Here is a 20,798-nt window from a genome sequence, read left to right as displayed (position 1 = left end):
CCTACCCCTCGTCGATGTTCGCGGAGCAGGCGGCGCGGAACGCGATGGCCTCGCCGCCTTCCAGCTGGACCCCGAGAGTGATCGGGCCGGGCTCGCACAGCGCCTTCGTGGGCGGCGTGATGGTCACCGGCTGGCCGTCGGCCAGGCTCACCCGGCCGCTGGCGACGGTACGGGTCCTGCCGGACTCGGTCAGGTGGACCGACCAGGCGTACTCGTGCTGCCGCCCGGTGACGTTGCGGATGGTGAAGGCGGGCGGGACCAGGTACGACGTGGCGGGCACGCGTTCCGGCAGCGCCCTGGGCGCGGCGAAGGCCAGCTCGGTGTACCCGACCGGCGCGCCGGCCAGCCCGGCCGTGAGCAGAAGGTGGCGTCCCTGCTCGGTCTGCGCGCCGAGCGCGGCCACGACGACCGCGCCGAGGAGGGCGGCTGTCGTAACAGAAGGGGAACGGGGAAATGATCGCGTCATTTACGGCGTGACTTCACCACGATGCTGATGGGACGGTTGATCCTATTGTCCCGGAAGGGGCTGGTGCCCCAATTTGATGGCTACGGCGGCATAAACGTTATTTAGGACCGCTCCAAGCGGATGTTTCAGCAGACTTCCCGACAAAGGGCCACGACTCAGCGCTGGCGGTACACCCGCACCCAGTCCACGACCATCCGCGCCGGGAAGCGGGTCCCGGTGCTCGGATTTCCCACCCAGGTGCCGCCGACCTGCAGGTTGAGGATCAGGTAGAAGGGCTTGTCGAACGGCCAGCCGGGATAGCGCGGGTACTGGGCGTACGGCTTGCCGTCCACCCACCAGGTGATGCTCTGGGGCGTCCAGTCCACGCCGTACACGTGGAAACCTGCGTCCAGGCGCTCCGGCAGCCTGATCTGGCCGCCGCCCTTGCGGCCCTTGGAGTGGGTGTAGGCCCTGACGAGATGGGTCTCGTGGCCGCGGTTCTCCATGATGTCGATCTCGCCGTACGTCGCGGAGCCGGAGCTGCCCGCGCCGGTGCGCTTGAGCCAGAACGCCGGCCACAGCCCCTTGCCGAGCGGCAGCTTGATCCGCGCGCTGAACCGCCCGTACGCCTGGTCGAAGGCGCCCCTGGTCTCCAGCCGGGCGGAGCTGTAGTCGCACGGGCCGTACCAGCAGGCCGTGCCGTCCGCGGCCCGCGTCCGCTGGGCGGAGATGACCAGGTGGCCGGAGCCGTCCTGCACCGCGTTGGCCGGGGTGTAGTAGTGCAGCGCCTTGCGGTTCGACCAGCTCGTGCCGGACAGGGCGGTCCACTTGGCGGGGCGGCCCCGCCCGTTGAACTCGTCGGACCAGCTCAGCTTCCAGGAGGCCTCGGGCAGCGCCAGCGGCGGAGGCTCGATCGACTGTGCGGGCGGTGGTGTCGCCTTGCCGTTCCCGGCCACGTCAGCGGGCGTCTCGCCGATGGTGCGCACCCCTGCCGCGCTGGCCGCGACCACGGCGGCGCAGATCGCCGCGGCGAGGATCCAGGTGCGGGAACGGGCCGGGCCGTCAGCCGCCGTCATCGGGCCGGCTCGCGCTCGGACTTCGTTTCGTCGCGCTTCCCATAAATAATGACTTCCGGCGAGGGGCTCCGTCCTGGCCGGGAGAATACCAAAGGGAGAGGCTGCGGTGACCGGAGGTGGTTGGAGGAGCGAGACGGGCGATCCCGGCGGATCGCCCGAGCAGGAAAACGAACGGCCGCTTTCGCAGCCCTCGGCACCGCTCGACGAGCGACTCCCTCAGCCCTCGGCACCGCTCGACGAGCGACTCTCCCAGCCCTCGGCGCCGCTCGACGAGCGATTCCCCCAGCCCTCGGCACCGCTCGACGAACGGCCTCCGCAGCCTTCGGTGCCGCCGGTCGAACGCTTCTCTCAGTCCTCGCTGCCGCTGTCCCGGCCGTCGATGCCGTCGATGCCGTCCCTGCCGCCGACCACCGAGCTGACCGACCCCGACGTCGGCTACCCGGCGACCGACCCGATGGCTCCTGACCGGCGCAAGCGCTTCCGCTCGCTGCTGATCGGCGGCGCCTCCGTCGCGTTCGCGGTCGTCGTGGCGGGCGGCGTGCTGGTGGCCTCCCGCCAGGGCGACGAGCCGGCGGCCGCGAAACTGGCGGGCAACCTGTTCGCGGCGGGGCCCGCGGGCAGCGCCGACGGCCGGCAGCTCGAGCTCAACGGCGTCGCCGCCGCGGGCGCCACGGTGGTGGTCGCGGGCGGCGAGGACGCCGACTCCGGCTACCGCACCGAGTTCTTCCTGTCCAAGGACGCAGGCCGCACCTTCGCCCGCGCCCAGGTGCGGACCGCGAAGGGCGAGCCGCCCGTGGCGGGCGAGGTCCCCCGCCATCTCGCCGCCGGCCCCGCGGGCTCCGCGGGCTCCGGCGGGTGGGTCGCGCTCGGCGACCGCGTCGGCGGCACCGTCGTCTGGACGAGCCCCGACGGCGCGGCCTGGACCCGCCAGCCCGACGCCACCGCCAGCCTCGCCTTCGGCCCCCGCGACCGGGTCGCCGACGTCGAGTGGACCGGCGACGGCTTCACCGCCGTGGGCCAGACCTCCGACAAGGGCGACTTCACCGACGCCGCCCCGGTGGTGTGGCTGTCCCGCGACGGCCGGAGCTGGGAGCGCCGGGCCGGCTGGCGGCTCCACCCGCCGACGGGCGGCACCCTGGCCCTCACCCACGTGGCGAGCGTCAAGGACGCCATCGTGGTCCGCGGCGAGAGCTCCACCAAGCCGTACGACATCACCTGGCGCTCGACCGACGCCGGCGAGACCTGGCAGGCGTTCGCCGTCCCCGGCACGTCCCGCAAGCCGGAGCTGGCCTTCGCCGCGACCGCGACGACCATGCTCGCGGTCCGCCAGGACGGCTCCCACGCCACCACCTACGTCTCGCCGGACGGCGTGCGCTGGACGACGGCGGCGAAGATCGACGTCCCGGGCTTCCGGCGGCTGTTACGGCTGACCGCCACGGCGCAGGCGGCGGTCGCCGCGGTCGAGACCGACAGCGGGGTCCGGCTGGTCCGCACCACGGACGGCCGCTCCTGGCAACCCGCGGGCACGACGGCCGAGGGCGCCGAGGTACGCGACGCCATGGCGGCCGCCGACAACACCGTCGTGGTGGGCGCCGACGCGGCCCACGGCGGCACGGGCGCCCTGCTCGCGGTGCGCGACAAGGCCGGCAAGGACGTCCCCACCGGCATCCCGGGCACCACCGGGAGCGGCAAGGTCGTGGACGCCCTCGGCACGGCCGACGGCCGGGTGGTCGCGGTCGGCGGCGCCAGCGGGGAGGCCGCCGTGTGGACCTCCGCGGACGGAGCCACCTGGCAGCACGTCCAGGACAAGGACAAGGCCCTGGCCGGACAGGGGCGGCAGCGGCTGACCGGCGTCGCGCCGGGCTTCGCGGGCTGGCTGGCGGTCGGGACGAGCGGCGGGACGCCCGGCCGCCCCCTGGTGGTCACCTCTGCGGACGGCGAGAGCTGGCGGCGGGCCGACGGCGCGCCGGCGTTCCAGCCCGCCGGCACGAACCCGCTGACCGCCCGCGGCACCGCCGCCGGCCCCGACGGCTACGTGATCGTGGGCGACGACGGGTTCGGCGCCGCCACCTGGTGGTCGCCGGACCTCAAGACCTGGGAGCGCGGCATCCCGGCGGGCGAGGACAACCTCATCGGCACGCAGGCGACCAGGCGCTGGATGAACTCCGTGACCAGCGGCATGTTCGGCTTCGTCGCCGCCGGCGGCGTGACCGACCCCAACGCCTACGGCGGCGTCTTCGTCCGCCGCCCCACCGTGTGGCTCTCTCCTGACGGCCGCAAGTGGTCGCTGGTGCGCCTGCCGATCCCGGCCGGCGTCAACGAGGGCTGGCTGCCCCACATCGCCTCCCACGACGACGTCCTGGTGACCGCCGGCACGGCCGTCACCGGCAACGGCACGGGCACGGCCGCGTTCGGGTACGCCTCGCTCGACGGCGGCCGGAGCTGGCAGCCGATCACGCTGCCCGTGGTGGCAGGCGAGCAGTCCAGCGTCACGGCCGTGGCCGCGACCCCGCGGGGCTTCGTCGTGGCCGGCACCGTGGGCAGGCCCGGCGACGTGGTCATCTGGACGTCGGCGGACGGCCGCTCGTGGAAGCCGGAGCAGCCGCGCGGCACCGGCATGTCCGGGCCTGGCGACCAGCGGCTGAGCGCGTTCACCACGGTGGACGGCGAGCTCGTCGGCGTGGGTTCCACGGCGACCGGCCACGGCGACGAGCCGACCGTGTGGCGGCGCCCGCTGCCGGCGTCCTCCGAGGAGGGCGGCACTCCCTAACCGGTGGTGCCCCACACCCTCAGCGTGGCGTCACCGGCGACCCCGGTGACGGTGGCGCCGTCCCGGCTGAAGGCCACCGAGTAGACCCAGTCGGCCGGCCCGTCCAGCTCGCCGGTGCCGCGCCCGCTCGCCACCTCCCACAGCCGTACCTTGCGGTCATAGCCCCCGCTGGCCAGCGTCCGGCCGTCCGGGCTGAAGGCGACCGCAGTGGCCCAGCCGCGGTGACCGGCGAGCACGGTGCGCTCCTTGCGGGCGGCGACGTCCCACAGCCGGACGGTGCGGTCGGCGCTCGCGCTGGCCAGCGTCTTCCCGTCCGGGCTGAAGGCCACCGAGAAGACCCAGTAGCGGTGGCCGGAGAGCACGGCGGTGGCCTCGCCGGCCGCCGGATGCCACAGCCGGACGGTCCGGTCGTGGCTGGCCGTGGCGATCGTGGCGCCGTCCGGGCTGAACGCCACCGAGTCCACCCAGTCGGTGTGGCCGGTGAGGATCGCGGTGCCGTCGCCTGTCTCGGCGTTCCACAACCGCACGGTCCGGTCGCGGCTGGCGCTGGCCACGGTCCTGCCGTCCGGGCTGAACGCCACCGAACCGACCCCTCCGGTGTGGCCGGTGAGCGTGCCCTTGCCCTCCCCTGAAGGCAGGCTCCACAGCCGTACAGTCCCGTCGTCGCTGCCTGTCGCGAGCGTCTTGCCGTCGGGGCTGAACGCCACCGCGTGCACGCCCTTGGTGTGGCCGTCGAGCGAGGCGGTGACGCGGCGGCCGGCGGCGTCCCACACCTGCACGGCGCCGTCGGCTCCGCCGGTCGCGAACGTCTTCCCGTCCGGGCTGTAGGCGACGGCGTAGGCGGGATCCGGGGAGAGGGTCCGGGTCACCTCCGGCGAGATCACCGGCGTCGTGGGCCCCGGGACGACGGTGGGCCGGGTCACGGCCGTGGGCGTCGCCGGCGTGGCCAGCGCGAGGTACGCGACCGTGGTGACGGCCCCGGCGGCCACCAGCCCGAGTGACGCGGTGACCAGGGTGCGCCGCGACCTGAGTCCGGGGCGAGCACCCGGCCCCACCAGCGATTCCGTCGCCGACACCGGCCCCGAGCCGGAGAGCGGGCCTGAGCCGGAGAGCGGCCCCGAACCGAAGAGCGGCCCCGAACCGGAGACCGCCCCCGAACCGGAGAGCGGCCCCGAGCCGGAGAGCGGCGCCCCGCCGGAGGCCAGGGACGGCCCGGACAGCGACGATGGGCCGGGCGACGAGGACGAGCCAGGCAGCGAGGGTGACACCGGGCGCGACGGCGCCCCCGTCCTGTACGCGGTGCTCCCGCCACCGCCCGACCGCGGCGGCGTCCCGAGCGGGAAGAGGGATTCCTGGCCCGGCGCCTCCCGCGCGGGATCGGGCACGCCGTGGCCGAGCAGGTTGAACAGCACGTCGGTCGCCGTCGGCCGGGCCGCGGGGTTCTTGTCCAGGCAGGCCACCACCAGCGACCGCACCGGCTCGGTGAGCCCGGTGAGGTCCGGCTCCTCGTGGAGTATGCGCTGGAAGAGCGCCGGGATGCTGTCGGTCCCGAACGGCGGCCGCCCGCTCGCCGCGTACGCCATGGTGGCGGCCCAGCTGAACATGTCCGACGCCCCGGTCACCACCCCGGCGCTGAACTGCTCCGGCGCCATGTAGGCAGGCGTCCCGAGGATCTCGCTGCTCTCGGCGACCGTGGAGTCCAGGGCGCGCGCCAGCCCGAAGTCGATCACCCGGGGCCCGTCGGGGCCGCAGACGACGTTGCTGGGCTTGAAGTCGCGGTGCACGATGCCGGCCTGGTGGATGGCGACCAGAGCGGTGACGGTGGCGACCGCCAGCCGCTCCAGCGCGTCGGGGTCGCGGACCCCCTGCGTGGCGATGAGCCGGCTCAGCGAGATGCCCTCGACGTACTGGCTGACCACATACGGCTGGTCACCGCTGGTGTCGGCGTCGAGCACGCGGGCCGTGCAGAACTGCCGTACCTGCCGGGTGGCGGCGATCTCCTGGAGGAACCGCTCGCGGGCCTGCGGCTCCTCCGACAGCCGGGCGTGCAGCACCTTGATCGCGACGACCTGGCCCTCGGGCGACTCCCCGACGTACACGGTGCCCTGGCCGCCCGCGCCCAGAAAGCCCGTCAGCCGGTAAGGACCTACTTGGCGCGGGTCGGCCGGCCGCAGAGGGCTGAAACTGGGCACACGTACCTTCCCCAAGAAGGATGCTCAGCGCAACGATGGCTTACGGACGCTTACGCACGAAATGCAGTGCTAAGAGCCTACTCTCCGGAGCGCTCATCCGGCGTGGTCGTGGGCTTCGTGGGCTTCGTGGGCGGGGTCGTGGGCTTCGTGGGCGGGGTCGTGGTCGGGGCTGTCGCGGAGGCGGAGGCGGAGGCGGAGGCGGAGGCGGAGGCGGAGGGCGGGGCGGTGCCGGCGGCGGGCGCGGACTGCGTACCGACCGACAGGTACGCCAGCACCCCGATCGCGACGAACACCACCGCCACGACAGCGGCGGCCCCGTAACCGAACCTGCGCCTCAGACGCCTGCGCTGCTCCTGCCGCAGAGCCTCCTCGCGCCGCATGGCGGCGCGCCTGCGCTTCACCTTTCGCTGTGACATGGGCTGCTCCCGAGTACGGTCTCGGGCGTCACCATAAAAGGCGCCGCATAATGTCGATCTAAGAGCCGGCAGGCGCGGGCGACGCTAGCCGCGCAGCGCGTGCCGGCCCTTGCGCCGCTCGGCCAGCCGGACGCCCGCGAAGACCAGCACGGCCAGCAGCACCGTGGCGATCACCGCGTTCGTCCCCATGCCGACGTAGGCCTCCACCAGCGACCAGTGCTCGCCCAGGGCCCAGCCGGTCAGGACGAAGACCGTGTTCCAGAGCAGGCTCCCGGCGGTGGTCAGGAGGGTGAACGAGCCCAGCGGCATGCGTTCCACGCCCGCGGGGACGGAGATCAGGCTGCGGAAGATCGGGATCATCCGGCCGAAGAACACCGTCTTGCGGCCGTGCTTGCGGAACCACTCCTCGGTCCTGGCGATGTCGGTGACCTTCACCAGCGGGATCCGGGCGGCCAGGGCCAGCGTGCGTTCGCGGCCGAGCAGCGCGCCCACCCCGTACAGCGCCAGCGCGCCGACCACCGAGCCGGCGGTGGTCCACAGCAGCACGGCGAGCAGGTTCATCTCGCCCTGCGAGGCGGTGAAGCCGGCCAGCGGCAGGATCACCTCGCTGGGCAGGGGCGGGAAGAGGTTCTCCAGCGCGATCGCGATCCCGGCTCCCGGCGCGCCGAGGGCTTCCATCAGGTCAATCAGCCATTCCGTCATGGGTAAGAGCGTAGGAACGATCACGCTGTGGCGGCCATGGGGCGCTTGGCCGTCCTGGGGTGCGGAAAACCACAGGCGCTCAGGGGAGGGCGGGGACGGCGGGCCCGGAGTTCGTCCAGCCGGCCTCGATCAGCGTCCCGGGGGACTTCGCCCCGAACGGCTTGCCGCCGACCGTGACCGCCTGGTCCTCCGACAGCAGCACCATCCTGCCGGTGTCGACGATCAGCGTCCGCTTGACCGTGGACGCCTTCTTCCCCGTGCCGCTGGAGCTCTCGATCACGACGGCGGCGCCCGCTCTGCCCAGGGTGTCCTTCGCGTCGCCGCCGGCGCGGACGCCCGGCAGCGTCAGCAGGGCCTGGTAGGCCGCGGCGCGGACCTCCTTCGGCGCGGGGAGCGCGTGCAGGAGCTGGGACAGGGACGAGGAGAGCCAGCCCGTCATGGAACCGGCCTCGATCCGGTAGACCTGGCCGGCCTTCGTGAGCCAGTCCTTCAGCCGGTTCGGGTCGGCGGGCAGGCGCTGCACCTCGTCGTACGTCAGCCACTGCCCGGCGAGGTGGAACTGGTCGCGTTCCTGGCGCACGGGGCTCACGTGACCCTTGGACGGCTCGGCGGACAGCTTCACGACCTTGCCGTCGATCGACTTGCTCCACTTGGCGGGGGAGCCGTCACGCTGCCACGCCTTCTTGTCGGCCTCGGTCGCCGGCTGCGCGCCCAGCTCGCGGTACCCGAACCACTGCTTGCCGTCGGGCGCGCTCCACGTCTCGGAGACGCGCCGCTGGAGCAGCCCGTAGGAGTCCGACTTGGTGCCGAAGCGCCAGGGGTGGGCGATGGTCGTCACGCTCCTGGTGTGCCAGTAGGCCCCCTCCGGGGGAGCGGCCGCGACGGCGGGCGGCGCGCCCAGGGCGGTGGCCGCCACGGCCAGACCGGCGCCGAGAGTGATCAGCTTGTTCACTGGTTTCCAACTCACGACCATCCATACGCTCGGGCCGCCCGGAGGGTTGCCCGGGAATCACCCGGCACGGGCGGGCAACGGTCGGCGGAGTCCCGGGCGTATTAGGAGGCGTGACATCGGACAGACAGCCGTGAGCGGCGTGGAGCACGACTTCGGCGCCTTCGTGGCCGCGCGTGCCACGAGCCTGCTGCGGGTCGCCTATCTCGCCTGTGGCGACGAGACAGAGGCCGAGGACCTGCTGCAGACGGCGCTGGAGCGTACCTACCGGAAGTGGGATCGGGTCAGCCACGACAACCCCGAGCCCTACGTGCGCCGCGTCATCGTCAACGCGGCCATCAGCCGCGCCCGCCGCCGGGCCGTGCTCAGCATCGTGCCCATGCACAGCCCGCCTGAGCGGCCGGCCCGTGCGGGCGACCCCGACCTGGTCCACGTGCTCATGGACGCGCTGCGCGCGCTGCCGCCCCGGCAGCGGGCGGTGGTCGTGCTGCGCTACTGGGAGGACCTCAGCGAGACGCAGACCGCAGAGGCGCTCGGCTGCTCGGTCGGCACGGTCAAGAGCCAGGCGTCGAAGGCCATGGCCAAGCTCCGTTCGGCGCTCGGCCGCGACACAGTGGAAGGAGTGATCAAGAATGCCCATGCTTGAGGACGAGGTCCGCCGGCTCATGGCGGACGAGACCGCCCGGCTGCGGGCCGCGCCGGACCTGCTGGAGCGGGTGATCCGCGCCGACCGGGACAGGAGGCGCAGGGCCAAGGCCGCGGCGGTGGCCGCCTCCGTGATCGCGTCCGTGGCCGTCGTGGCCGCGCCCGTCGTCTACCTGACCGCCGGCTCGACGGCCCCGGTCGGCGGGCAGGCCACGACCTCCGCGGTGCCGGAGCCGCCCGCCATCGACGACACCCCGCCCGTGCGGACCGAGCCCGAGACCCTCGGGGACCTCGGTGACGGCAGGGAGTTCGGCCACGTCAAGGTGGGGTACCTGCCCGATCGGCTGCGGTGGGGCAACTGGTCGGTGAACCACGGCGACAGCTACACCACCTCGTGGAACTACAAGGGTGACAGCGAGGGCAGCTACCGCGTGCAGATCTTCGTGTACGAGAACGCGGCCGTCCAGGAGCTCGACGACCGGCTCCGGATCTACCGCGAGGAGGGCGAGGGCGAGGACGTGACCGTCGGCGACCGGAGCGGCTACCTGGTCGTGACGAACGTCGGCGAGGACGGCATGGCGGGCACCCCGACCCTCTTCCTCAAGATGGGCGACGCGCAGTGGGCCGAGATCATGTTCAGCCCCGTGTACGCCAAGGAGTTCTCCGGCCCCGAGGCCGTCACCGCCGAGCTGAGGAAGATCGCGGAAGGGCTGACCTCCACCATGTGACGACCCGGCGCGGGCCGTCAGAGCGGACGCAGGACGTCCTCGACCACGGCCAGCGACAGGGTCTTGTAGCCCACCGAGTCGAACAGCACGGTGATCCGGTCGTGCTCGCGGCTCATGACCGTCCCCTGCCCCCACAGCTTGTGCGTCACCTTCGCCCGCACGGGGAACTCCCCGCGGTCCGGCGCGGGCGCCGGCTCGGGCGCGCCGCCGTTCTCGCACGTGTCGCACGCGCCGCACGACGCGGCGGCGTACGGCTCGCCGAAGTAGGCGAGCAGGAACCGGCGCCGGCATCCTCTCGTCTCCGCGTAGCCGCGCATCATGTCGATGCGGGAGTCGTCGACGCGGCGGCGCGTCTCGTCCAGCTCGGCCGCCCGCGCGGCGGCCCGCTCCGGCGCCGGCCCGCCCGGGGTGCAGCGGAGGTCGCCGGTGCCGGTCACGGTGAGCGCGCCCGCGCGTTCCAGCAGGTTGACCAGCCTGGCCAGGTGGGACGTGCTCAGCTTGAGCAGCGCGGCGAGTTCGCCGGCGGGCACGGTGCCGGCGTGCTCGCGCACGAGCGTCGCCACGCGCAGCAGCGCCTCGCCGTCGGCCCTGCCGCCGGTGAAGAAGCGGCGCAGGCCCAGGTCCTCCTGCCGGTAGAACAGCACGGCCGAGGCCGGCGCGCCGTCCCGGCCCGCCCGGCCGATCTCCTGGTAGTACGCGTCGGGGGACTCGGGCGGCGCGGCGTGCAGCACGTAGCGCACGTCCGGCCGGTCGATGCCCATGCCGAACGCCGACGTCGCCACGACGGTGTCCACCTCTCCCCCGGTGAACAGCTCGTGCACGCGGGTGCGGGCCGAGCTGCGCATGCCCGCGTGGTACGGCTCGGCCCGGCGTCCCCTGCGGGCCAGCTCCGCCGCGTACTCCTCGGCCGCCTTGCGGGTGGCGACGTAGACGAGGCCGAGTCCTTCGCGGGAGGCGGCGTACTCGACCAGGGCCCGGCTCTTGTCCTCGGCGCGGGCGAAGCGGCGCACCTCCAGGGAGAGGTTCGGGCGGTCGAAGCCCCTGACGATCTGCGCCGGCCGGGTAAGTCCGAGCGAGCGGACGATCTCCTCGCGGACGTTCGGCGCGGCGGTGGCGGTCATCGCCACCACGGGCGGATGCCCCAGGCGCTCGATGGCCTGCCCGAGCCGCAGGTAGTCGGGGCGGAAGTCGTGGCCCCAGGACGAGACGCAGTGGGCCTCGTCGATCGCGATCAGGGACGGGCCCGCCCGCGCGAGGCGCTCGACGACGTCGGGCTTGGCGAGCTGCTCCGGCGACAGGAACACGAACGCCGCGTCTCCGGCCGTCACCTTCTCCAGCCCGGCCTCCACGGAGGAGGTCGAGTTCACCGCCACGGCGCCGCCCGCGTCGGCCTTGAGCAGGCCGGTCACCTGGTCGCGCTGGAGCGCGATCAGCGGCGAGACGACGATCGCGGGCCCGTCGAGCAGCAGCGCGGGAACCTGGTAGACCGCCGACTTGCCGCCGCCGGTCGGCATGACCAGCAGCACGTCCCTGCCGCGGAGCAGGTGCTCCATCGCCTCCTGCTGGCCCGGTCGCAGCGTCCGCCAGCCGAAGCGCTCCCGGGCCGTGGCCCGCAGCCTCCGCCCGCGGTGCCCGAACCGGCCCCGCAGCCTCGTCCATAAACCCATGCCGCCCATCCTTCACTCCGGTGGGGCCGCCATTACCCGCATACCCCGGCTCCATGTCCCGATCCGGCGGCGGGCATCATCGAAGGGTGGGCCAGGCGGGCATGATCATGTCTTCTCGTTCCTTCCTCGAATACCGGGCCATGTTCGCGCTCGGCGACGGTGACCTGGACGGCGTCGTCCTCGACTGCGCCGGGGGCGCGTCCGGGTTCGTCGCCGAGGCCGCGGCCACGGGCGTCCGGGCGCTGTCGGTGGACCCGCTCTACGCGCACGGCGCCGGCGCGCTCGCGACCGGCTCCCTGCCGACCTGGCGCAGGGCAACGCGATGATCAGCGCGAACGCCGAGCGGTTCGTGTGGGAGGAGATGTGCCGGGTCAGCAGGGGCGAGGTCAGGATCTTCCCGCTGGTCCGCATGGGCGACGGCGAGGTCGCCCAGCCCCGCCCGATGCCGCCTACCGGCTGTCGCCCAGCGCTCCTGACCCGGCGTCACCTGCCCCGGCCAGTGCCACGAGGTTGCGGGCCAGCCGCGCGGCGGCCTCGCGCAGCTCCGGGGGATCCAGCACCTCCGCCTCGAAGCCCAACCAGGCCACGTGCACGGCGATGCGGTCCAGGTCGTCCCCGCCGGTGACCAGGACGCACCACCCGTCGCGATCCTCCTCGACCCGCCCCACCTGGGGCGGCACCAGCTCCCGCACCTGCTCGGGCCGGGCGCGCAGCCGCACGCGGGCGAGATGCCGGTACGGCGCCTCCGTCACGCCCCGCTGCACGAAGGCCACCGGGTCGGGATGCTCCCTGGGCCGGAAGCGCCAGGTCGTCGCCGCCACCTCGCGCATGCGGTCGAGCCGGAAGGTGCGCCAGTCGTCGCGGTCGACGTCGTAGGCCATCAGGTACCACCGGCGGCTGGTGGCGACCATCCGTACCGGCTCGACCGTACGCTCGCGCTCCTCCCCGCCGCGCCCCGCGTACAGGAACCGAACGCGCACGGCGTCGCGGCACGCCCGCGCCAGCGTCACCAGCAGCTCGGCGTCGATCTCGACGCCGGGGCCGAGCAGGGTCTCGGTGGCGCCGTGCACCGCCCGCACCTCGGCGCGCAGCCGGGGCGGCATCACCTGGTCGAGCTTGGCGAGCGCGCGCAGCGCCGCCTCGCCCGCCCCGGCGACCGTGCCGCCGGACGCCAGCCGCAGCGACACCGCCGTCGCGATCGCCTCCTCGTCGTCGAGGAGCAGCGGCGGCAGCCGGGTGCCGGCGCCGAGCTGGTAGCCGCCCCCGACGCCCGCCGTCGCGTGCACGGGGTAGCCGAGCGCGCGCAGCCGCTCCACGTCGCGGCGCACCGAGCGGTCGGTGACCCCCAGCTCGGCGGCGAGCTCGGTGGCGGTCCAGGACAGCCGGCGCTGCAGCAGCGAGAGCAGGCGCAGCACCCGCTCGGTCGTCCCCTCGGCGGTCATGCGCTCATCGTTCCACAGAACACGGACCATATCTGTCCGCTATCAACGGAAGGCTGGAGCCATGACCTGGAACTCCCTGCTCCGCGAGCAGATCGACTGGCACTGGACCCATCAGCTGCGCAAGCGCCTCGACGGGCTCACCGACGACGAGTACTTCTGGGAGCCGGCCCCCGGCTGCTGGAACGTGCGGCCGCGCGGCACCGGCGTCGCGCCCGTCCAGGGCGGCTCCGGCGCGATGACCATCGACTTCGCGGCGCCGCCGCCCGACCCGGCGCCGTTCACGACGATCTCCTGGCGGCTCGGGCACGTGATCGTCGGCGTGCTCGCGATGCGCAACGCCGCGCACTTCGGCCGCGAGCACACCGACTACCACTCCTTCGACTACGCCGCGACGGCGGCCGAGGCGCTGGCCCAGCTCGACACCGAGTACGCGGCGTGGCTGGCCGGGGTCGAGTCGCTCGGCGAGGACGGCCTGGCCCGCCCGTGCGGCGAGGCCGAGGGACCGTACGCCGAGTATTCGATGGGGGCGCTGGTGCTGCACATCAACCGCGAGCTGATCCACCACCTGTCCGAGGTGTGCCTGCTGCGCGACCTCCACCTGCACACCCGGCGGGAGGCGAGCTGAGATGGCCCGCGAGGTACAGATCACCTTCGACTGCGCCGACCCCGCCAAGCTGGCCGCGTTCTGGGCCGAGGCGCTCGGCTACCGGCTGGACGACCCGCCCCCGGGCTTCGAGTCGTGGGAGCAGGCCCTGGAGGCGATGGGCGTGCCGCCCGAGCGCCGCAACGACGCCTCGGCGGTGATCGACCCGGAGCGCGCGGGGCCGCGGCTGTTCTTCCAGCGGGTGCCCGAGCACAAGCAGGCCAAGAACCGCGTGCACCTCGACGTGCGGGCCGCTCCCGGGCTCCAGGGCGAGGCGCGGATGGCGGCCCTGGAGGCGGAGGCCGGACGGCTCGTCTCCCACGGCGCCACCCGCCTGCACCGGCAGGAGCCCGCTCCTCCGCTCGGGGCCGGACACATCATCATGGCCGACCCCGAGGGCAACGAGTTCTGCCTCGACTGATCAGTGCCTGGCCTGCTCCTCGACGGCCTTGAAGACGGCGTCGGCGATCGAGCGCGGATCGACGCCGAAGTGCCTGCGTACGGACTCGCGGGTGCCGGACAGCCCGAACCCGTCGGTGCCCAGCGAGGTCCACGGCTGGTCGATCCACGGGCGGATCTGGTCGGGGACGGCGCGCATCCAGTCGCTGACCGCGATCACCGGCCCCTGCGCCCCGGCCAGGGCCTGCCGGATGTACGGCACACCGGAGGAGGTCATGGCGTCGCGGCGCAGCTCGCTCCACGAGGTGACCGACCAGACGTCCACGCCCAGGCCGTAGTCCTCCTGGAGCAGCCGCTGCGCCGCCAGCGCCCAGTGGATGGCGGTGCCGCTGGCCAGCAGGTGGGCCTGGCCGCCGCCCTCCGCGTAGCGGTAGATGCCGCGCAGGATGCCCTCCTCGACGCCCTCCGGCATGGCGGGCTGGGGCATCGGCTCGTTGTAGACGGTCAGGTAGTAGAACACGTCCTCGGGGGTCGTGCCGTACATGCGCCTGAGGCCGTCGCGGACGATCGTGCCCACCTCGTACGCGAAGGCGGGGTCGTAGGCGACGCAGGCCGGGTTGGCGGAGGCCAGGAGCTGGGAGTGGCCGTCGGCGTGCTGGAGCCCCTCTCCCGTCATCGTGGTGCGGCCGGCGGTGGCCCCGACGAGGAAGCCGCGGCCGAGCTGGTCCGCCAGCGCCCACATCTGGTCGCCGGTCCGCTGGAAGCCGAACATCGCGTAGAAGATGTAGAGCGGGATCATGGGCTCGCCGTGCGTGGCGTAGCTGGACGCGGCGGCGGCGAAGGAGGCCATCGACCCCGCCTCGGTGATGCCCTCGATGAGGAGCTGCCCCTCGGTGGCCTCCTTGTAGGCCAGCAGCAGCTCCCTGTCGACGGCCTCGTAGCGCTGGCCCAGCGGGGAGTAGATCTTGGCCGTGGGGAACAGCGACTCCATGCCGAACGTCCTGGCCTCGTCCGGCACGATCGGCACCCACCTGCGCCCGGTCTCCGGCTCCTTCATCAGGTCCTTGACGAGCCGCACCAGAGCCATGGTCGTGGCCACCGGCTGGGCCGAGCCCTTCTCCAGCGCGCGGAACGCCCGCTCGCCCGGCTCGGGCAGCGGCCTGGGGACGACGGTGCGGCGGGGCACCGCACCGCCCAGGGCGCGGCGCCGCTCGGCCGCGTAACGGGCCTCGGGGGAGTCGGGCCCCGGGTGCGCGTACGGCGGCAGCTCGCCCTCCAGCGCCTCGTCGGGCACCGGCAGCCGCAGCCGGTCGCGCAGGACCCGGAACTCGTCCTGGGTGAGCTTCTTCATCTGGTGGTTGGCGTTGCGCGCCTCGATGCCCGAGCCGAGCATCCAGCCCTTGACGGTCTGCACGAGGACGACGGTGGGCGCGCCTCGGTTGGCGAGCGCCCGGTGGTAGGCGGCGTACACCTTGCGCGGCTCGTGGCCCGCGCGCGACCCGCCCACGATGCGCCGCAGCTCCTCGTCCGAGTACGGCACGTCCAGCCCCTGGAACAGGTGCTCCCTGATGTAGCCGCCGGTCGAGGCGGCGAACGTCTGGAACTGCCCGTCGGGCACCTGCCCCAGCCGCGCCACCAGCTCGTCCGAGCCGAGCAGGCCGTCCCAGTCGTGGCCCCACAGCGCCTTGACCACGTGCCAGCCCGCGCCCCTGAAGACGCTCTCCAGCTCCTGGACGATGCTCGTGTTGCCGCGCACCGGCCCGTCGAGCCGCTGGAGATTGCAGTTGATCACGAAGGTGAGGTTGTCGAGCCCCTCGCGGGCGGCCAGGGTGAGGGCGGCGGTGGACTCGGGCTCGTCCATCTCGCCGTCGCCGAGGAAGGCCCACACGTGGCTGCGTGAGGTGTCCTTGATGCCGCGATGGTGCAGGTAGCGGTTGAACCTCGCCTGGTAGACCGCGTTGAGCGGGCCCAGCCCCATGGACACCGTGGGGAACTGCCAGAAGTCCGGCATCGAGCGCGGATGCGGGTACGACGGCAGCCCGCCCTCGGGCTCGCGCCTGAACAGGTCGAGCTGGGCCTCGCTCAGCCTGCCCTCCAGGAAGGCGCGGGCGTAGATGCCCGGCGAGGCGTGACCCTGGAAGTAGATCTGGTCGTGCTCGCCGTTGAAGAAGTGGTTGAAGCCGACCTCGTACAGCCAGGCGGCCGAGGCGTAGGTGGCCAGGTGACCGCCGAGGCCGTGCTTGCTCCCCCGGGTGATCATGACGGCCGCGTTCCAGCGGTCGTAGGCCGAGATGCGCTCCTCCAGCGCGAGGTCACCCGGGTAGGGCGGCTCCTCGGCCGTCGGAACCGTGTTGATGGGGCGGCTGCTCGTGGCGAGCCTGCTCAACAGGTAGTCGGCCCGTTCGGGGCCGGCCGCCCGCCGCACCGCCTCCAGCGACTCCAGCCACTCGGCGGTCTCCTGCGGGTCCAGGTCTTTCTCCATGTCTCCATTAAACACCCTATGATCGATCATCCGATGTTCTGTAGGGTGTGACCTGTGAAACCCGTCGTGCGCTCGCCACTTCGCGACCAGATCCGCCAGACCCTGCTCGACGGCCTCATCGGCGGCCGGTGGGGGCCGGGCGACCGCATCGTGGAACGGCAGGTCGCGGCCGAGGCGGGCGTCAGCCAGGCCCCGGTGCGCGAGGCGCTGCGCGAGCTGGCGGCGCTGCGCCTGATCGAGTTCTCCCCCAACAAGGGCGCGCGGGTGCGCGAGCTCACCCAGGCTGATCTGCACGAGGTCTACGTGGTGCGGGCGGGGCTGGAGGAGACCGCCGTACGGCTGCGCCGCCCGCCCGTGGCGGCCCTGCGCACCCACCTGGAGCACCTGCACGAGGCGGCCGGCGGCACCCTGGCCGACCAGGTACGCCACGCCGTCGCCTTCCACCGCGAGATCGTCAGGGCGGCCGGGAACGAGGTGCTGCTGTCGGTGTGGGAGTCGCTCGGCATCGAGGTGTGGACCCACCTGTCGATCCGCCTGCTCAGGACGCACGCCCTGGAGAACGCCGCCGACCACGAGCCGTTGGTGGCGGCGTTCGAACGAGACGACCCGCGCGCCGGGGTGATCCTGCGCGACCACATCCTCGCCTACGCCGGGGGGTGAACCTTTCGAGCGTGTTACGGCAAGCGGCGGTCGCCCCCCAACGCCGTACCCGGCTGGCCCTGATCAGAGCCGGTTGCCCGGCGCCTCGTGCGGCACCGGCCACACCTCCACCGCGCCGACCGAGGCGAAGGGCACCTCGGCGGCGATCTCCAGGGCCCGGCGCTCGTCCGGCACGTCGAGCAGGTACCAGCTCGCGAGGTGCTCCTTGGCCTCCAGGTAGGGGCCGTCGGTCACGGCGGGCACCCCGCCGCGCACGCGCACGGTCCTGGCCTCCGCCGCGTCGGCGTTCCCGTACGCCAGCAGCAGCTCCCCCGTCTCGGCGTACTTGCGGTTGAACGCGTCCTGCCGCTCGATCGCCCGCTCGGCCTCCTCGGCCGGGAACGACTCCCAGAGCTCGGCGTTGCCGTAGATCATGACCATGTACTTCACGATGCTGTCCTCCTCGTTTCTCACCGGCTGGTCGGAGCCGGGACGGCATCCTCGACATCCCTCCGGAGATTTTTCTCCGCTTACTCGGGCGTTCATGGCCCGGTTAAGGTGAGGCAGTGTGATCTCGAGGTGTTCTCTCCCCGTTCGTGGCTCGCCACGGCGATCACCGGCGCGTTGATCAGCGCCGTCGTCGCCGTACCCGCCACAGCAGCATCCACCCTCACCCCCGGCAAGGTCACCGACCCCGTCGCCCACGTCGATCCGCTGATCGGCTCGGCCGGAGGCGGCAACACCTATCCCGGGGCCGTCCTGCCGTTCGGGATGATCTCCTGGAGCCCCACCAACACGGCCGGCGACCAGACCAACGCCGCCGGCGCCAACGGCTACTCCTACAACACCCCCCGCGTGCGCGGTTTCGCGCTCACGCACGTCAACGGCGCCGGCTGCCACCCGGGAGCCGCCGGAGACGTCCCGATCATGCCGTTCGCCGGCGAGGTCGCCTCGTCCCCCACCGCGGACACCACCGACGCGATCTACGCGAGCACCTTCAGCCACGACAACGAGCGCGCCGAGCCCGGCCGCTACACGGTCACGCTCGACTCCGGCGTCAAGACCGACCTGTCGGTCACCACCCGCGCGGGCGTCGGCGAGTTCACCTTCCCCCAGGGCAAGCAGGCCAACCTGCTCTTCCGCGTGTCGAACTCGCTGAACGGCAGCGAGGACGCCGAGATCACGATCGACCCCGCCACCCGTACGGTCACCGGCTCCGTCCTGACCGGCGCGTTCTGCGGCCGCCGCGCCAACGGCGGCGTCAACAACCGCAAGAGCTACTACCGCCTGCACTTCGCCGCCACCTTCGACCGGGCCTTCTCGGGCACCGGCACGTGGGTGAACGGCGAGCTGCGCAAGGACACGACCACGGCCTCCGGCGGCGAGGGTTACGCCACCGGCGCCGACCGCGCGGGCAGGGGCTCCGGCGGGTACGTCAGCTTCGACACCACCGCGGGCGCCGCCGTCCGCATGAAGGTCGGCATCTCCTACACCAGCCTGGACGCGGCCAGGCAGAACCTGGCCAGGGAGATCTCCCGCCGCGACGACGTGGCGTCCGTGGCCGCCAGGGCCCGCCGCGCCTGGAACGACAGCCTGCGCTCGATCGAGGTGGCGGGCGGCTCGGCCGACCAGCTCACCACGTTCTACACCGCGATGTACCACTCCTACCTCCAGCCGAACGTCACCAGCGACGTGGCCGGCACCTACCTGGGCAGCGACCAGAAGGTGCACCGGCTGCCGAGGGGCCAGAAGGTCCAGTACGGCAACTTCTCCGGTTGGGACCAGTACCGCGCCCACACCCAGCTCCTGGCCCTGCTCGAACCCGAGGTCGCCGGCGACTACGCCCAGTCGCTGTACAACCTGGCCCGTCAGAACGGCGGCGTCTGGGACCGCTGGGTGCACGTCAACGGCCCCACCCACGTCATGACCGGCGACCCGTCGGCCCCCGCCCTGGCCGGCTTCCACGCGCTCGGCGTGCGCAACTTCGACGTGCGCGGCGCCTTCGACTCGCTCTACAGGCAGGCCACCGTGCCGCACGAGTCCGGCCTGTCCGACAAGGGCTGCCCCGGTCAGTGCGAGGGCCAGCGCCCGAACCTGGCCGAGTACCTGCGCCTGCGGTACGCCCCCCAGGACACCTGCCACTGCTGGGGCGGCGCCGCCGAGACCCTGGAGGACGCCACGGCCGACTTCGCGCTCGCGGACTGGGCGGGCCGCATCGGCCGCGACAAGGAGCGCGCCGAGCTGCTGCCCCGGGCGAGCTGGTGGCGTAACACGTTCAACCCGTCCGCCGGTGCGGAGGGCGGCTACCAGCAGGCCCGCAAGGCCGACGGGAGCTGGCTGTGGCCGTTCTCGCCGACCTCGGACGCCGGTTTCGCCCAGGGCACCAGCGCCACCTACACCTGGATGGTCCAGCACGACGTGTCGGGGCTGGCCGCCGCCATGGGCGGCAAGGAGCAGGCGGCCAGGCGGCTCGACACGTTCTTCCACCGGCCCGACGGCTCGTGGGCGACCGGCGGCGACGGCTTCCGCTACGACCCGACGAACGAGCCGGGCATCCACGTCCCCTGGCTCTACAACGCGCTCGGGCAGCCGTGGAAGACCCAGGAGACGGTGCGCGCGATGGCGTCCCTGGTCTACAGGACCGGGCCCAGCGGCCTGCCCGGCAACGACGACCTCGGCACCATGTCCGCCTGGTACGTCTTCGCCGCGCTAGGCATGTACCCGCAGACGCCCAGCCGCGCCGAGATGCTGCTGTCCAGCCCCATGTTCCCGAAGGCGTGGATCAAGCGCGGCAACGGCCGCACGATCACGGTGACGGCCCCGCAGGCCGCCCCCGACGCGATCTACGTCCAGGACGTGAAGGTCAACGGCAGGACGCACACCAGGTCCTGGCTCCCCGAGTCGCTGCTGAACCGGGGCGGCGAGGTCGTCGTCAACGTCGGCGCCACCGCGAACGAGCAGTGGGCCACCGCCGCCGCCGACCTGCCCGTGGACCACGTGCCCGCCGCACCGGCCCCGATCCCGAACCTGCCCGCCGCGTGCGAGCCCACCGGAGCCGCGTGCGCCCAGCAGCTCCAGTACGACGTGGACGGCGTGGCCACCGCCGGCGCCAAGGCCCAGGGCAACCTGGACGGCAAGGGCTGGAGCTTCCCCGCCGAGCAGCTCCCCGCCCCCGGCCCGCACGAGACCTACGTGATCCCGGACACCAAGGGAACGGCGGGCAACTTCCACAGCCTGCGCGGCCAGCGCACCTACCTCACGCCGGGCCGCTACCAGGCGCTCGACCTGCTGGTCACGGCCGTCAACGGTGACCAGCAGACCGAGGTCACGATCGCCTACGCGGACGGGACGACGTCCACGGCGCCGCTCAAGGTGACCGACTGGGCGGCGGCCTCGCCGCGCTTCGGCGAGCAGGCGGCGCTCACGGCCGACACCCGTTACAACGTCAACGGCACCGCCGACGGCCGCAGGGTGAGCATCTGGCGCGTCTCGTTGCCGGTCGACCCGGCCCGCGAGGCGGTCTCGTTCACCAGCACCGCCGCTCCCGACATCAAGGTCTTCGCCCTCAGCTCCAGGGCGTAGCCGGCCACGCCAGGGCGCCGG

General features: G+C 73.1%; 18 protein-coding genes. 8 read left to right on the top strand and 10 right to left on the bottom strand.

What is annotated here, in order from left to right; genetic code table 11:
- Window position 1: 1 nt before the first annotated feature.
- Window positions 2-466, bottom strand: coding sequence for a hypothetical protein (locus AB0I79_RS20240; RefSeq protein WP_357875026.1), 465 nt, complete (start codon window positions 464-466; stop codon window positions 2-4).
- A 155-nt stretch (window positions 467-621) separates the two neighbouring features.
- Window positions 622-1,521 carry a glycoside hydrolase family 16 protein gene (locus tag AB0I79_RS20235; protein WP_357875023.1) on the bottom strand — a complete coding sequence of 300 codons (900 nt, stop codon included), beginning with the start codon at window positions 1,519-1,521 and terminating at the stop codon, window positions 622-624.
- Between the two features lie 388 nt (window positions 1,522-1,909).
- Between AB0I79_RS20235 and AB0I79_RS20230 the strand changes: the two genes are divergently transcribed.
- Complete coding sequence (locus tag AB0I79_RS20230; RefSeq protein ID WP_357875020.1) at window positions 1,910-4,291, top strand: hypothetical protein; 2,382 nt, start codon at window positions 1,910-1,912, stop codon at window positions 4,289-4,291.
- Here the strand turns inward: AB0I79_RS20230 and AB0I79_RS20225 are convergent.
- From AB0I79_RS20225 to AB0I79_RS20210, 4 genes are all read right to left on the bottom strand, one after another.
- Window positions 4,288-6,483, bottom strand: coding sequence for a serine/threonine-protein kinase (locus tag AB0I79_RS20225; RefSeq protein WP_357875017.1), 2,196 nt, complete (start codon window positions 6,481-6,483; stop codon window positions 4,288-4,290). The two genes, AB0I79_RS20230 and AB0I79_RS20225, sit on opposite strands and share 4 nt — an antisense overlap.
- Window positions 6,484-6,560: 77 nt before the next feature.
- Window positions 6,561-6,899: a hypothetical protein gene (locus AB0I79_RS20220; RefSeq protein WP_357875014.1), complete on the bottom strand. Its 339-nt coding sequence runs from the start codon at window positions 6,897-6,899 to the stop codon at window positions 6,561-6,563.
- Window positions 6,900-6,983: 84 nt separating this feature from the next.
- Complete coding sequence (locus AB0I79_RS20215) at window positions 6,984-7,601, bottom strand: DedA family protein (protein WP_357875011.1); 618 nt, start codon at window positions 7,599-7,601, stop codon at window positions 6,984-6,986.
- A 79-nt stretch (window positions 7,602-7,680) separates the two neighbouring features.
- Window positions 7,681-8,568, bottom strand: coding sequence for a hypothetical protein (locus AB0I79_RS20210; protein WP_357875008.1), 888 nt, complete (start codon window positions 8,566-8,568; stop codon window positions 7,681-7,683).
- A gap of 115 nt (window positions 8,569-8,683) precedes the next feature.
- Between AB0I79_RS20210 and AB0I79_RS20205 the strand changes: the two genes are divergently transcribed.
- Both AB0I79_RS20205 and AB0I79_RS20200 read left to right on the top strand, forming a co-directional pair.
- Window positions 8,684-9,196, top strand: coding sequence for a SigE family RNA polymerase sigma factor (locus AB0I79_RS20205; RefSeq protein ID WP_357875005.1), 513 nt, complete (start codon window positions 8,684-8,686; stop codon window positions 9,194-9,196).
- Window positions 9,183-9,923, top strand: a complete 741-nt coding sequence (locus tag AB0I79_RS20200; RefSeq protein WP_357875002.1) for a hypothetical protein — start codon at window positions 9,183-9,185, stop codon at window positions 9,921-9,923. The genes AB0I79_RS20205 and AB0I79_RS20200 overlap by 14 nt, the downstream gene beginning before the upstream one ends.
- Window positions 9,924-9,940: 17 nt before the next feature.
- Here the strand turns inward: AB0I79_RS20200 and AB0I79_RS20195 are convergent, their stop codons facing one another.
- Entirely contained in the window at window positions 9,941-11,590 is a 1,650-nt protein-coding gene (locus AB0I79_RS20195; protein ID WP_357874999.1) for a RecQ family ATP-dependent DNA helicase, read from the bottom strand.
- A gap of 107 nt (window positions 11,591-11,697) precedes the next feature.
- On the opposite strand from AB0I79_RS20195, the gene AB0I79_RS20190 reads away from it, so the two are divergent.
- The gene (locus AB0I79_RS20190) at window positions 11,698-11,916 is read left to right on the top strand and encodes a hypothetical protein (protein WP_357874996.1); all 219 of its coding nucleotides are present in this window, start codon (window positions 11,698-11,700) and stop codon (window positions 11,914-11,916) included.
- A 123-nt stretch (window positions 11,917-12,039) separates the two neighbouring features.
- Here the strand turns inward: AB0I79_RS20190 and AB0I79_RS20185 are convergent, their stop codons facing one another.
- The gene (locus AB0I79_RS20185; RefSeq protein ID WP_357874993.1) at window positions 12,040-13,032 is read right to left on the bottom strand and encodes a YafY family protein; all 993 of its coding nucleotides are present in this window, start codon (window positions 13,030-13,032) and stop codon (window positions 12,040-12,042) included.
- 61 nt (window positions 13,033-13,093) lie between these two features.
- Here AB0I79_RS20185 and AB0I79_RS20180 point away from each other — a divergent pair, with 61 nt between their 5' ends.
- Together AB0I79_RS20180 and AB0I79_RS20175 are read left to right on the top strand one after the other, a co-directional pair.
- The gene (locus AB0I79_RS20180; protein ID WP_357874991.1) at window positions 13,094-13,657 is read left to right on the top strand and encodes a DinB family protein; all 564 of its coding nucleotides are present in this window, start codon (window positions 13,094-13,096) and stop codon (window positions 13,655-13,657) included.
- 1 nt (window position 13,658) lies between these two features.
- The gene (locus AB0I79_RS20175; RefSeq protein ID WP_357874989.1) at window positions 13,659-14,096 is read left to right on the top strand and encodes a VOC family protein; all 438 of its coding nucleotides are present in this window, start codon (window positions 13,659-13,661) and stop codon (window positions 14,094-14,096) included.
- On the opposite strand, the gene aceE is transcribed toward AB0I79_RS20175, so the two are convergent.
- Window positions 14,097-16,556, bottom strand: a complete 2,460-nt coding sequence (aceE, locus tag AB0I79_RS20170; protein WP_357874986.1) for a pyruvate dehydrogenase (acetyl-transferring), homodimeric type — start codon at window positions 16,554-16,556, stop codon at window positions 14,097-14,099.
- Between the two features lie 54 nt (window positions 16,557-16,610).
- On the opposite strand from aceE, the gene AB0I79_RS20165 reads away from it, so the two are divergent.
- On the top strand, window positions 16,611-17,216 hold the full coding sequence (locus AB0I79_RS20165; RefSeq protein WP_357874983.1) for a GntR family transcriptional regulator: 606 nt from the start codon (window positions 16,611-16,613) through the stop codon (window positions 17,214-17,216).
- Between the two features lie 63 nt (window positions 17,217-17,279).
- On the opposite strand, the gene AB0I79_RS20160 is transcribed toward AB0I79_RS20165, so the two are convergent.
- Window positions 17,280-17,636 carry a YciI family protein gene (locus AB0I79_RS20160; RefSeq protein WP_357875323.1) on the bottom strand — a complete coding sequence of 119 codons (357 nt, stop codon included), beginning with the start codon at window positions 17,634-17,636 and terminating at the stop codon, window positions 17,280-17,282.
- Between the two features lie 138 nt (window positions 17,637-17,774).
- On the opposite strand from AB0I79_RS20160, the gene AB0I79_RS20155 reads away from it, so the two are divergent.
- On the top strand, window positions 17,775-20,777 hold the full coding sequence (locus AB0I79_RS20155; protein ID WP_357874980.1) for a GH92 family glycosyl hydrolase: 3,003 nt from the start codon (window positions 17,775-17,777) through the stop codon (window positions 20,775-20,777).
- The last annotated feature ends 21 nt before the right edge of the window (window positions 20,778-20,798 follow it).

The organism is Nonomuraea sp. NPDC050202, assembly GCF_040656115.1.
In the GTDB taxonomy this organism is placed as follows: Bacteria; Actinomycetota; Actinomycetes; order Streptosporangiales; family Streptosporangiaceae; genus Nonomuraea.
The sequence above is the reverse complement of the archived record's forward strand: the minus strand, read 5'-3'. Positions and strand labels throughout refer to the sequence as shown.

Excerpts from the sequence above, each read along its gene's own strand:
- AB0I79_RS20240 (WP_357875026.1), bottom strand. The coding sequence starts at position 466 with ATGACGCGATCATTTCCCCGTTCCCCTTCTGTTACGACAGCCGCCCTC.
- AB0I79_RS20235 (WP_357875023.1), bottom strand. The coding sequence starts at position 1,521 with ATGACGGCGGCTGACGGCCCGGCCCGTTCCCGCACCTGGATCCTCGCC.
- AB0I79_RS20230 (WP_357875020.1), top strand. The coding sequence starts at position 1,910 with ATGCCGTCCCTGCCGCCGACCACCGAGCTGACCGACCCCGACGTCGGC.
- AB0I79_RS20220 (WP_357875014.1), bottom strand. The coding sequence starts at position 6,899 with ATGTCACAGCGAAAGGTGAAGCGCAGGCGCGCCGCCATGCGGCGCGAG.
- AB0I79_RS20215 (WP_357875011.1), bottom strand. The coding sequence starts at position 7,601 with ATGACGGAATGGCTGATTGACCTGATGGAAGCCCTCGGCGCGCCGGGA.
- AB0I79_RS20200 (WP_357875002.1), top strand. The coding sequence starts at position 9,183 with ATGCCCATGCTTGAGGACGAGGTCCGCCGGCTCATGGCGGACGAGACC.
- AB0I79_RS20195 (WP_357874999.1), bottom strand. The coding sequence starts at position 11,590 with ATGGGTTTATGGACGAGGCTGCGGGGCCGGTTCGGGCACCGCGGGCGG.
- AB0I79_RS20190 (WP_357874996.1), top strand. The coding sequence starts at position 11,698 with ATGTCTTCTCGTTCCTTCCTCGAATACCGGGCCATGTTCGCGCTCGGC.
- AB0I79_RS20185 (WP_357874993.1), bottom strand. The coding sequence starts at position 13,032 with ATGACCGCCGAGGGGACGACCGAGCGGGTGCTGCGCCTGCTCTCGCTG.
- AB0I79_RS20180 (WP_357874991.1), top strand. The coding sequence starts at position 13,094 with ATGACCTGGAACTCCCTGCTCCGCGAGCAGATCGACTGGCACTGGACC.
- AB0I79_RS20175 (WP_357874989.1), top strand. The coding sequence starts at position 13,659 with ATGGCCCGCGAGGTACAGATCACCTTCGACTGCGCCGACCCCGCCAAG.
- aceE (WP_357874986.1), bottom strand. The coding sequence starts at position 16,556 with ATGGAGAAAGACCTGGACCCGCAGGAGACCGCCGAGTGGCTGGAGTCG.
- AB0I79_RS20160 (WP_357875323.1), bottom strand. The coding sequence starts at position 17,636 with ATGGTCATGATCTACGGCAACGCCGAGCTCTGGGAGTCGTTCCCGGCC.